Below are 12,412 nucleotides of genomic sequence, written 5' to 3' on the forward strand. Positions count from 1 at the left end.
GGTTAGGGTGAAGGTCGTTATAATGCCTAAACTCGACCTAGCTATGGATAGTGGAAGCATCGTTGAATGGTTTAAAAAAGAAGGTGAAAGCGTTAAAGAAGGTGAACCGATTCTCACAATAATGACACAGAAAGTAACGACTGAAATAACTTCACCAGCTAATGGCGTACTGCACAAAATATTGGCAGAAGTAAATGAAGAAGTGCCAGTAGGGGAACCCATCGCTGTGATTGCGGAAGAAGGCGATGATATTGAAGCCGTTAACAAACAGGTAAAAGAGATTTTGGAGAAGAGAGTCTCAGCTAAGGTTGAAGTGAAGGAGGTAGTAGAAGAAGTCAAGGAGGAGGTAAAGGAAATAGAATTAAAAGAGGAAGAGAGGGTAAGAATATCGCCCGCTGCGCGAAAACTAGCGGAAGAATATGGCATCGATATTCAGCAAATAAAGGGTACTGGTCCTCAAGGAAGAATAACTAAAGAGGATGTTCTGAGAGTTGTAGAAGAACTAAAGGCTAAGAAGGGGAAGATTATACCCATAACTGGAATTAGGAAGATAATTGCTGAAAGGATGAGTCTAAGCCATAAGATCATACCGCCTGTAACATACTGTATGGAAGTAGATGCTACAGATATGGTTGCTGTTCGAAGAATGTTTAAAGAAAGAGAGAACATTGACTTATCGTATAACACTCTTATCATCAAGGCTGTTGCCAAAGCTCTATTAGATTACCCGATCTTTAACTCGACGGTTGAAGGCGAAAACGTAAGATTGATAGACGATATAAATATTGGGTTGGCAGTAGCTACGGATTATGGGCTCGTAGTACCAATTATCCACAACGCAGATAAGAAGGAAGACATTAGAGAACTCGACAAAATAGTTAGAGATTTAATTGAGCGGGCTAGACAAAACAAGCTTAGCATCGATGAAGTAACAAATGGTACCTTCATAGTAACCAATCTAGGCATGTTTAAAATAGACATCTTTACACCAATAATATTCCCAGATCAAGTCGCTATACTGGGGGTTGGCAGAATGGTCGAGAAGCCTGTGGTTGCTGATGGGCAGATCAAGATCAAACCAATTCTAACACTATCTCTAACAGCGGATCATAGGGTCATAGACGGGGCATTAGCTGCAACATTCCTTAATAGAGTTACAGAATACTTAGAGAAAATCTCATCGCTAGTCCAGTAGAGTAAAAGCAGCTCTGACGGACTACAATATTTTAATCTAACCTTTTTACCTCTGAGCGAAGAAGATGGAAGAGTGGAGAGTCCTCGACTCAAGGTCGTTTGATCCATACCGAAATATGGCGATAGAGGAAGCTGTGCTGCTAGCTGTCAATGAGGCGAAGGTACCCAATACCATCCGTTTCTGGAGAAACACAGAATCTGTAATTGTAGGTCGTTCACAAAAGATAGAAGAAGAGGTTAATTTAGATAAGTGTACTAAACTCGGCGTGAAGATCTTACGCAGATTTACCGGAGGCGGGGCAGTGTATCACGATCTTGGCAACCTCAATTGGAGTATTGTTATGAATAGAAGTAGTATCCTATATCCTAAAAAGATCTTAGAAATATATAAAGAAGCTTGCGGGGCGATCGTTGAAAGCTTAAGATATTTAGGCGTAGATGCTAAATTCGAAGAACCAAACAATGTTACTGTAGACGGGAAAAAAGTATCGGGTTCAGCCGCATATATCAAAAAGAATGCAGCTCTATGCCACGGCACACTTTTATTGAATGCTAATTTAGCAAACCTCAACAATGTGCTGAGCCGCCCACGTTATGTGGTAACAAATATCATAAATGAGTCAGAAAAACGGTCCTCTCTCACTATTTCACTACTTAAAAAAGCTATACTCCTTAACTTTAGTAAGCTTTATCGAATCAAGTTTAAAGCTGGCAAGTTGAGTCAATACGAAACGAGGTTAGCCTCATTATTCGAGACGAAATACAGATCCAGCCCCTGGAACTTTAAAGGAATATATAAACAAAGCATTTGAGATGCCAATTATTTGCGCTAATTCAACCCCTTCTGCTCCCGGGTGGAGGATACTGTTTAATTTAATGTTTTGGTGAATACATTTTTCTTCTTCTGAAACTCTCCACAATGATAAAGATTTTTATAGGAAATGCTCTCTTATCCCTATTGAGAAGGATATGGGAGAACTAGATGTCGATTCAAAATATCTACATGGCCTACTTGACCCAAAATACATCGGCAAACCCGAGGACGTTCTGAAAAAGGTTAGCGTGGAAATACTAGGTAAAGAAGTTGAGGTGTACGACCTCTCACACCCATTCGGTCCAGGCGTTCCCCTCTGGCCTTACTTTGAAGACATTAAAATAGAAAGAATGCACTATCACGCTAAATCCCGTGTGTTATCACAAGTGCTTACACACACCATGCACGTTTCCACACACGCAGACTCTCCAATACATGTTGAAGAGGGCTTTCCTTCTACTGACCAAATACCCATAGAGAGATACATGGGAAAAGGCGTAGTAGTTTCGATACCAAAGGGCAAATGGGAAATAATTACTGCGGCGGATCTTGAGAAGGCAGAGCCGCCTATAGAAAAGGGTGATATAGTGATAGTGAATACAGGTTGGCATCGTTACTGGGGAGACACGGTGAAATACTTCTGTTACGCACCTGGCTTCTATCTCGAAGCTGGGCAATGGTTTGTTAAGAAAGGAGTGAAAGCAGTCGGCATCGACACACAGGCTTTAGATCACCCACTTGGCACGAGAGAGGTATGGAGCCAAGGCGAGGGAGACGAGAGGAACCGTGTCTTACCTTGGCTTGCTGATGAATATAAAAAGGAAAAAGGAAGAGATGTACGCGAAGATTTCCCATATTGGGAACCATGCCATAGGCTCCTTCTAACACACGGCATAATGGGCTATGAAAACGTAGGTGGGGACATAGACAAAGTCACAGGTAAAAGATGTACCATTATAGGACTGCCGCTAAGATGGGTTGGTGGCGACGGCTCTATAGTAAGGCTCATAGCGATAGTTGAAAAGAAGTAGCCGCTCTCCTCATCTCAACCCCCCTTATTTATTTAAATTCCGACAATGAAACATAGGTATATTCGCCGCTTAAAGGTTAAATATAGATAGGAGTCTTTGGTAGATCGAGGGTGCATGAGAAAAGTCGAACTAAAAGATGTAAAACCTTACGACGCGCCAGGACATTTTAAGATGGTTGCCTTGAGGCTCCAGCATAAGGAGACGACGGGTGTTGAAACATTCTGGGTTGGGTTATCCCACTTCTTACCAGGGGGTGGGGCTGAGATGTCAGCAAGCGATTTTGAAAGAGTTTACTTCGTTCTATCAGGAACATTAACGGTGATAGCGGAAGACGGCACAAAATATATTCTTAAACCAACAGATTCCCTCTATATACCTGCGGGCGAGAAGAGGTATCTAATAAATGAAACAAATGAGACAGCCAGTATGCTAGTTATCGCAGGCTACCCTAAAGGTGGTAAATGAGTTGAGTGAATCATACTCCTCTCCTGAGGAATATCAGCGTGTTTTAGAAGAGCGTATAAGAAGCGGCTCCATGGGGTATAGAAAACTCTTCGACCTAACGGGTAAAGTAGCCGTCGTAACAGGTGGTGGTGGAGGGTTAGGTAGACCGACAGCGCTAGGGTTAGCAGACTTTGGTGCAGATGTTGTAGTCACAAGTAGAGATCTGCAAAAACTTATGAAAGTTAAAGAGGAGATCGAACGTCTTGGTCGGAGATCTCTTGCGATAAGCTGTGATGTAACTAAACCAGAGGAAGTTAAGAATATGGTGAAGCAAACAGTGGATGCCTTTGGTAAGATAGATATACTTGTCACATATGCGGGAGTAAACATTCCGAAACCTGCTGAAGATTACCCTTACGAAGATTGGAATAAAGTCATAGATGTTAACGTAACTGGCGTCTTCCTTACTTGCAAAGAAGTCGGCAAAGTTATGATAGCGCAGAAGAGGGGAAAGATAATCAACATCTCCTCTGTTAGAGGAATGTACGGTCTCCCCAGAAACTACGCTGCTTACTGCACAAGCAAAGGAGCTGTAATAGCGTTAACCAAGCAACTAGCTTGCGAATGGGCAAAGTTCAATATTCAGGTTAATGCGATCGCGCCTACTGTAATAGCAACCCCGTTAACCGCCCATATAATGCGAGATCCTGAGCTTTCTCAAACAATGAAGTCACGTATTCTCTTGGGGAGATGGGGCTACCCTGATGACATAATAGGCGCAATCGTATACTTTGCATCAGATGCGTCTAATTTTGTGACTGGCCAGATTCTATTTATAGACGGTGGAGTAACTTCGTGGGCTTAGTACTATCTAATTAATTCCTGATTATACAAGATGGTGGTGTCGGCTTTTGGGTAAATTACTCTGGCAGCCATCCAAAGAGGTTATTGAAAAAGCAAATATTACGCGCTATGTGGATTTCGTCAACGAAAGATATGGGCTTAAAATAGGCCCTTATGCGCCGAGATCATACTTTAAATTATATGAATGGTCTGTTGCGAACATACCCGAGTTTTGGGAGTCTGTTTGGGACTTTGTAAGTATTAAAGCCTCCTGCGGCTTCTCTCAAGTCGTTGACGATTTGAACACATTCCCTGGAGCGAAGTGGTTTGTTGGTGCTAAGCTGAACTTCGCTGAAAACCTCTTAAGATATAGGGATGATCACATAGCCATAATTTCGGTAAAGGAGGATGGCGTCACAAGGAAGGTAACTTACAACGAATTGTATGATTACGTAGCACGTCTCGCTGCATCGCTGCGTAAATTGGATGTTTCTGCTGGAGATCGAGTATGCGCTTACATGCCAAACCTATTAGAGACCCCTATAGCACTACTTGCCGCTACAAGTGTAGGTGCGGTCTGGTCATCATGTGGTTCTGAGCTTGGAACACAAGCAGTTATAGATAGGCTAGGTCAACTCGAACCTAAAGTTTTGTTCACGACTGATGGTTATATCTATAAAGGCAAATACTTTGATATTCTAGAGAAGGTTAAAAAAGTCGCTGAAGCAATACCTTCTTTAAGAAAAGTTATCGTAGTATCATATGCACAAGAAAAGCCAGATATCAGTAATATCCCTAATTCGGTTTATTTTGATGAGTTTCTGTCCTCAAAAACAAGCCTTACATTCGAACAAGTTCCTTCCGATCATCCTCTCTATATTATGTTCTCTTCAGGAACGACGGGTAAGCCAAAGTGTATGGTTCAAGGCTGTGCTGGGGTTCTTGTTAATCATCTGAAGGAGCTTATAATCCACACAGATCTAAAACGGGAAGACAAAATACTTTACATAACATCTCCTAGCTGGATGATGTGGAACTGGCTAATAAGCTCTTTAGCTGTAGGGGCTACGGTTGTATTATACGATGGTAACCCCAATCACCCCAATTGGGATAGAATGTGGCAGATAATTCAGGACTGGAAAGTGACGATCTTCGGCTGCAGCGCAACCTACATCGAATATTTAAAGAGTGTTGATGCCAAGCCAGGTAAACTCTATGATCTATCTTCTCTACGTGAAATCTCACAGACAGGCTCACCCCTTTCAGCCGATGGTTTTGAGTGGGTCTATAAGGCGGTCAAAGAGGATTTGCACTTTAACTCAATTTCAGGGGGAACAGACATAAACGGCTGCTTCGCTATAGGCAACCCAACCCTTCCAGTATATGCCGGAGAGCTCCAAGCTCCTGGTTTAGGAATGAAGATAAAGGCCTATAATATGAATGGTGAACCCATTTGGGATGCGCAGGGAGAGTTGGTCTGCGAAGCGCCTGCGCCGTCGATGCCTCTCTACTTTTGGAATGACCCGAAGAATGAAAGGTATTTAGATGCGTATTTCAGATTCTTCCCGAATAAAAATGTATGGAGGCATGGTGATTTCGTAATATTCCATAGTGACACAGGTGGCATAACCTTCTTAGGAAGATCTGACGCTGTGTTGAAACCTTCTGGTGTACGGATAGGCACAGCAGAAATATATAATATAGTCGAAAAGATACCAGGAATCGCAGATAGTCTGGCGGTCGGTCAAAACTGGAAGGGTGATCAACGTATAATCCTCTTCGTTAAACTTTCGCCCGGCTACACTCTAACAGAAGAGTTGAAGAATAAGATAAGGAAAGCTTTGCGTGAAAACGCCTCTCCTAGGCATGTCCCAGCGCTGATCTTAGAGGCTCCGGACATCCCGTACACCTTTAACATGAAGAAAGTTGAGGTGGCTGTAACAAATATAATTAATGGTAAACCAGTAGTAAATAGAGATTCAATCATCAACCCTGAGTCGCTGGATTACTTTGAAAAGATCCTTCCGCAGCTTCAGGTAGATGCATAGATATCCATCAAAGAATAACTGAGTCTTAAGCCGTAATCTATTTAACGCAGTTTATTGAAGAGGTATATGGAGAGGATATGCCTACACACGGATCGCTTACTAAAGCCGGGAAGGTCAGGTCTCAGACACCTAAGATAGAAGCTAGACCAAGAACCTCTCCTATCCCCAAGTATAGGAATAGAAGGACGTTCGTTAAACGGTATGTACTCAAGAGGCAGCCTGGACAAAACTGGATTCAACCCTAAGCCGCAGCCACCATTTTAGCGTTTTCCTTCTTATCTAACATCTTGACGAGTTCCTCATGAGCTATAGATTGTCAGCTTTTGAACTGTTTTTAAGCGAGGCTCTTCAGATCTTTTGTGCTGGTTAATAATGTAAAGAGGAGGTTTAAGTCCACCCTTATGACATTCAGCACCGTTTCGGTAAATCTACAAGGCACCCTTATTTTGAGGCACGTAAGTGCTTTGATCAGATATGTCTTTATGAATCGGTGTTGCATCCTCCATAGAGTGATTCTCTTTGTTGGCTCCTCGATTTCCTTCTTTATTAAGCGGGCTGTGAAAGCCAGCATGGTTGCTGGGTGATCTGGTTGGATGTTAGTCGGCTCGTAACCGCTGTTAGCGTAGAAGTCTATTAATGCCTTCAGATACCCTCCAACCATCACTTCGCTCCCTAAGCATTCGCGTGCTAGAGGTGTCTTCACGCCTCTGCCTAGGAAGTCTTTGATGCTTTCTTCGTCTATGCCGATGGAAGCTAGATCTTTAGCGGCCTCAGCAACGTATGTGAGCTCTTTCTGCTCTTTGGCTAAGATAATGTAGGATAGGGAGGCGTAGATTCTGTAGCGCCCTGTTGCGGCTGCTTCGAGCACCCTCACCATATTGCTTGAGTGAACTCTATCTTCTCGGATTTATCTGTCTTGGATATTCTTGCTGGTGTGTAGAAGTAGACTTGTGAAGCGCCTAGCCAAGATAGTAGCGGCCAAGAGCCCAGTGAGGGGTCGGTTGAGGAAACTGGGTTCGGTGTTATTCCATTAAACCTCCACTCATCGTAGGATAGGCCTGTTTCGTAATATGCTGCTTGCGACTTAGTAAACAGGATCTTCTTCACAACCTCAGGAAGCTTCTCCACAGGGTTGACGGCTTCTTTAGGAAGCGTTACTTCTGCGGGTAGATCATCGATCAGCCTCTGTAGCTCTACACTTCTGAAGTATTTTGGTTTAGTTACGATGTTTTCAACCCACCTACCCATCCCTACAGGTATCGCTATAACACCCTTGGCTACTGTAGGCTCGACTAGGACTGGTGTTTCGAGCGTGCCTGTAGGTGTTTCAATCTTCACAACGTTCCCGCTAACCAACCCTAGCTTGGCGGCGTCTTCTGGGTGGATTATGGCGAAGTTTCTTGGCATAATCTGCTTGAGCCAGTAGTAGAATTGGCTGCGGTGCTTTGTGAAGAGCGGGCTTCCGTTAGGGACTATCAGCATCGGGTACTCTGATTCGCTCCATATTCTGCGGAGCGGTGTACCGGGCAGCCACCTATCTTCAGATTGAATCGAGGTTGGTGCGTAGGTTGAGGGCTCAAAGTATCTTGGTCCACCGTAGAATCGTTTACCGGTTATGCTGTTTCTTGTCTGTGCTAGCTTTTCGTCCCAGAATTCGAGTAGGGTTCTCGGTGGTGTGCGCTTAACGAACCCCTTTTCATCGTAGGATTCTTTGTAGGTTGTGAACACGCCTCCTCTAGCCAGCACATACGCAACATAAGGCCATTCGTCTGGTATGATGTCTTTGTATTGGGCTATCGGGTAGTTTTCTTCTACGAACTTCATATCCTCCCCAGATATTTCGCTTGGTACGATCTTCCTCCGCACAGCGTCCATAGCGGCGTTAGCGTAGACTCGCATGATATAGTCCCATAGGCTGTTCAGCGGGAAGCTCTTACCCTCATACTTCGTCCCCTTAACACCCTTTATCCCACCTTCACCGAAGCCTGGCATACCTAGGCTCTTGGCGAGGTCGATGAGGAACTCCCACATTGACGCATATCTAACTCTACCAGATTGGTCTCTTCCTATTTCGTCTGTTAGGGGCGGTATAACCATGGTTCTCCAGCTTTCAGCTAAGGTGACTCCGGCGCTGGAGGCGTAGAGGTATTGGACACCTAAGGTTCCTGTTTCTAGGTAGGTTGTGTCTGGGACGATGTAGTCGGCGTAAAGGAATGTCTCGTTTATGGATGTGGTTACGGCGACGAAGAGCGGCAGCTTAGATGTATCCTTGAGCACTTCTATGAACTTCAGACCGTAGTTGGCTGAGATAACGGGGTTAGCGTAGTAAAGGAATAGGGCTCTGATCGGATACGGGTAGGCTTCTGAGATGCCAGCAAAGAGCTCGGTGTAGCTCTCCTCTGGCGTAAGCGGGTACCAAGGTCTTTTAGCTGGGTATGGTGATGAACCAGACTTGCTCCTCAACCAGTATTCAAGCGTGCTCTCATAAGAGGCTCCGTGGCGGTCTATAGGCGGACCAAATCTGACCGGTTCGCCGAAGCCTGATGCGCCTACATTATAGAGGTAGCCGTTGTAGTTCGTGGTTGATGCTCTGCCCATCAACCCTCCTTTGGCGAAGTAGTTCCCGATCAGCAAGTCAAGGGCTCTGTAGCACCAAACAGTGTACTCTGCGTTAGGCTGCATAGCGACGCCCCTGTGGATATAGGTTGAGGCAGCCCTTCCTACGCTTGTGAAAGCCTCGGCCATGCGTACTATTGTTTGAACTGGTACGTTGCAGATCTTGCTCCACTCTTCTAGGCTTCTGCTTGATGCTTCGTCATAGAGTATCTTGAGCGCCGTCTTAACCTCGACTTCTTCGCCAGATGCAAGCTTTACTCTACCACTATAGAGTAGCTCAGCCTCCTTTACATCGGTGTGTACCTTAAGCCCATCTGAATACACAACATACTTTGCTGCGTCGCCTAAGCCCACATCACTAGCCCTAAGGAATGTCCCTTCTTTAGCGTGCCCTTTCTCAGTTATCACAAGCCAAGTAGCGTTTGTGTACACTATCTCGCCTTTAGATTTGGCTGCCTCCTCGCTCGGCGACTCCAAGAACGCCTTATTGAAACGTTTGTTGTCGATGATCCACTTTATCATGGCTAGGACTAGAGCTGCGTCTGTGCCGGGCTTAATTGGGACCCACTCGAAGTTTCCGCCACAATCCCCTCTTGGAGCAACGGGGTTTACGTAGAAGACCTTCAACTCACCTTTTGCTGCTCTCTCTATGATCATACCTTGCCCAGTAGCGCCTGGATGTAGTCTACCTATCTGCGCCCCAGCCATGATCAAAACTCTAGCGCCTCTCGCATCTGGGTTCAGATCTGCATATCCGGCGAATATCCTGTTACCACAATAGAAGCCTAGCTGGCAGGCTGAGGTGTGTCTAAGCCAGTTTACACTTCCGAAGGCGTAGGTCCAGCGCTGGTAAAACGAATCTGCGTGATCCTGCCCTCTCCCCCTCACGAAGACGAGCTGGTTCGATCTGAATCCTAAGTCCGGCATATCTGGGTTGGCTAGTATCTGATCTAGTTTGATGCCTTTTTCGCCCAGCTGCTTAGCCCACTTCTCCTTGAACCTCTCTATTTCACTCTTCAGCTCCTCTGCTGTAAGCTTCGGTGCGTTCTGCAGAATGGTGTCTACGTCCTTCTTTATTTCGCTCAGAACGCTGTTTGGATCCTGGATACCCGCTTCTTTAAGTATGCCGTATACGAAGATCTCTTTTATGCCTGGTATCTTTTCACCAGTCTCCTCCACCACCCCACCTTCAACAACCTCTTTGATCAGCTGCTCCCAGCTTATAGCCTTCCACTTCCCGCTTCCTCTTGGACCAGCCCTCTTCAGAGGAGATTTTATGCGGTAGGGGTCGTATAGGTAGTGTATACCATCCTGCCCCCTTGCACACAGTGTGCCAACATACCTTAGGCTCTCCCGCGCAGGCGTATTGTAGGGTAGTGGGTCTAATCTGGTGTATTGGGAAGATGGGTCTACAACCCTATTATATGGGTGGTAGGGGTTGCCCTCGATTCTCTCAACCACGCTAACCCCATCTCTCTCCACAACCTTCGCTCTGATGCCGCACCTGACGTTGCAGCCTAAGCAGGAGCTGTAAACCACCTTAGCACCCTCATCTATCGAGGGGTCGGGTTTGATTGGGGTGTATGTTGGTTTTATGATCCGATCAATAACAGATGCATACCCAGCTGCAAACGTTCCTGCAGCGGCTAAGCCTATTACGCCTTTAACGAAGCTTCTTCTACTAACCAACTTCTTTCACCTCCAGTGGGAAGATGAACGATAGTAAGACGAATATCGCTATAGCTGCGAGCAGAGGCGAGGCGGCGAGCAGCTGCCAGCCTGCTGGTAGCTGTAGGCTTAGAACTTCACCGCTTCTGTTGATTAGCTGCCCATTTACAATAACATTCCACTTATTTGTAGCCACACCGACGAGGGCGACTATTGAGACTAACAGGCTTAGTACACGCATCTTGAGTGAGGCTAGCGAGAGGAGGAAAGACAGAGCCATCAATATCATCACCACGTAGATCAGTGGGAGCAGTATCGATAGACCCTGCAGCGAAGTTTCTAATCGGTTGTTCCAAAGTAGTATCTGAAGCCCTAACAAACCTGCTACAGATATGCTCCCTGCTGTGTGAATCTTTAGTAGCGGGTCGATCACCTCTGGCTCCATCTTTCTTCCCTTCATCAAGTAGTAGACGAAGATCCCAGCAGCTATTGAAGCTACAAATGTGTCGGCGTAGAAGATTATGGGCATCAGAGACCATTCACGCCAAGCTATGAGCCACGTCTGGCTTACGAAGAGTGTCGCCGGATATACGCCCCAAAAGGTTGAGATAACGAGTAATACACAGCTCACCGCGACCGTCGGCGCTCTAAGTTTCTCATAGTCTTCTTTCGTCTTAACTCCAAGCGAGAAGGCTCTGTAAAGCGGCCTAAGTCTACCAGCTGATTCGGCGCGTAGCCTCATCGGGTAAGCGTAGAAGAGGAGTAGGAAGATTATGCCTAGTATAATTGTTACCAACCAAATGATAGCGTGCAGAGATATGAATGAGAAACCCGGGTTAGATGGTGTTGAAATGAGTCTAGGGTTGGAGTAGATGAGATAGGCCCTTTGGGGCTGGTGTAGGTCTGCCAGAGGACCGAGTAACAAGACGGCGAAGAACGATACCGCGGTGATGGTTAGGAAGGGAACAGCCTTTAACAGCTTCTTTGTTATGTAGCCTATCATCGCTAGGATGAAGAGATCCGCACCTGAGATTAGAAATGAATAAGAGAACATCACAGGCTGCCACAGAATATATTCGATCAGCTCGTTTGGGTATAGGTAGCCAGCCATCACCTGTTCGCCTCCTCTGGTAGCTGCTTATAGAAGATTCTGGGCTGGTTGCCAGTCCAAGCTTTAAGAAGCGAAAGGCTCTGACCTTTTATTAGCAGCGATAACTCGCTGGACTCGTCTCTTAAATCACCAAATATTCTTGCACCAGTGGGGCATGCTTCTACACAGGCTGGTAGAAGCCCCTTTCTGATCCTGTGTTCACAGAACGTACATTTATCTGCGACACCCTTAACTCTATTTAAGTACCTTGCACCATAAGGGCACGCTTGTATACAAGCGCCGCAGCCGATGCACAGCTCATCGTTAATGAGGACCAGCCCATCTTCTACACGCTTAAAAGTAGCGCCTGTAGGGCAGGGTATAACACAAGATGGGTTTTCGCAGTGATTGCACTGCTTCGGTACAAACACAACGCGTCCACTCGGCTTCACGAACCTCTCCACCCAGGTTCTAAAATCGCTTATTGGAACGTTATTCTCAGCCATACAAGCTGCTACACAAGCCATGCACCCATAACACCTCGAGACATCCATGAACATAGCATACCTCTTGATTTCGCTCTCGGCGTTGGCAAATCTAGGTAAAGATAAAGTAAGTAAAGCTGCAGCGCCAATAGTTTTTACGAATCTCCTTCGCTGCATAC

The 12,412-nt window shown here is 45.6% G+C and carries 11 protein-coding genes; 7 read left to right on the forward strand and 4 right to left on the reverse strand.

The annotated features are described in order from the left end of the window. Positions 1-7 precede the first annotated feature (7 nt). The 7 genes from HA494_07935 (at position 8) to HA494_07965 (ending at position 6,619) form a co-directional block, all read left to right on the forward strand. Positions 8-1,195: a 2-oxo acid dehydrogenase subunit E2 gene (locus tag HA494_07935; protein ID NHV97694.1), complete on the forward strand. Its 1,188-nt coding sequence runs from the start codon at positions 8-10 to the stop codon at positions 1,193-1,195. 64 nt (positions 1,196-1,259) lie between these two features. Next, positions 1,260-2,006: a lipoate--protein ligase family protein gene (locus tag HA494_07940; GenBank protein NHV97695.1), complete on the forward strand. Its 747-nt coding sequence runs from the start codon at positions 1,260-1,262 to the stop codon at positions 2,004-2,006. Between the two features lie 157 nt (positions 2,007-2,163). Beyond that, entirely contained in the window at positions 2,164-3,039 is an 876-nt protein-coding gene (locus HA494_07945; protein ID NHV97696.1) for a cyclase family protein, read from the forward strand. Between the two features lie 114 nt (positions 3,040-3,153). Further along, positions 3,154-3,504 (forward strand): cupin domain-containing protein, encoded by a 351-nt coding sequence (locus HA494_07950; protein NHV97697.1) that lies wholly within the window; start codon positions 3,154-3,156, stop codon positions 3,502-3,504. Between the two features lie 70 nt (positions 3,505-3,574). Continuing rightward, positions 3,575-4,348, forward strand: a complete 774-nt coding sequence (locus tag HA494_07955) for a glucose 1-dehydrogenase (protein ID NHV97698.1) — start codon at positions 3,575-3,577, stop codon at positions 4,346-4,348. Between the two features lie 46 nt (positions 4,349-4,394). Next, positions 4,395-6,374: an acetoacetate--CoA ligase gene (locus tag HA494_07960; GenBank protein NHV97699.1), complete on the forward strand. Its 1,980-nt coding sequence runs from the start codon at positions 4,395-4,397 to the stop codon at positions 6,372-6,374. Positions 6,375-6,451: 77 nt separating this feature from the next. After that, complete coding sequence (locus tag HA494_07965) at positions 6,452-6,619, forward strand: 30S ribosomal protein S30 (GenBank protein ID NHV97700.1); 168 nt, start codon at positions 6,452-6,454, stop codon at positions 6,617-6,619. 89 nt (positions 6,620-6,708) lie between these two features. Here HA494_07965 and HA494_07970 read toward each other — a convergent pair whose 3' ends face one another. Genes HA494_07970 through HA494_07985 form a run of 4 tightly spaced genes read right to left on the reverse strand, consistent with a single transcriptional unit; the run spans position 6,709 to position 12,410 of the window. Next, positions 6,709-7,248 carry a hypothetical protein gene (locus HA494_07970; GenBank protein ID NHV97701.1) on the reverse strand — a complete coding sequence of 180 codons (540 nt, stop codon included), beginning with the start codon at positions 7,246-7,248 and terminating at the stop codon, positions 6,709-6,711. Continuing rightward, positions 7,245-10,679 (reverse strand): molybdopterin-dependent oxidoreductase, encoded by a 3,435-nt coding sequence (locus HA494_07975; protein NHV97702.1) that lies wholly within the window; start codon positions 10,677-10,679, stop codon positions 7,245-7,247. The genes HA494_07970 and HA494_07975 overlap by 4 nt, the downstream gene beginning before the upstream one ends. Further along, positions 10,672-11,769 carry a hypothetical protein gene (locus HA494_07980; protein NHV97703.1) on the reverse strand — a complete coding sequence of 366 codons (1,098 nt, stop codon included), beginning with the start codon at positions 11,767-11,769 and terminating at the stop codon, positions 10,672-10,674. The genes HA494_07975 and HA494_07980 overlap by 8 nt, the downstream gene beginning before the upstream one ends. Beyond that, on the reverse strand, positions 11,769-12,410 hold the full coding sequence (locus tag HA494_07985; protein NHV97704.1) for a 4Fe-4S dicluster domain-containing protein: 642 nt from the start codon (positions 12,408-12,410) through the stop codon (positions 11,769-11,771). The genes HA494_07980 and HA494_07985 overlap by 1 nt, the downstream gene beginning before the upstream one ends. Positions 12,411-12,412: the final 2 nt, after the last annotated feature.

It is taken from the genome of Nitrososphaerota archaeon, from assembly GCA_011605775.1.
GTDB lineage: Archaea > Thermoproteota > Nitrososphaeria > Nitrososphaerales > JAAOZN01 > JAAOZN01.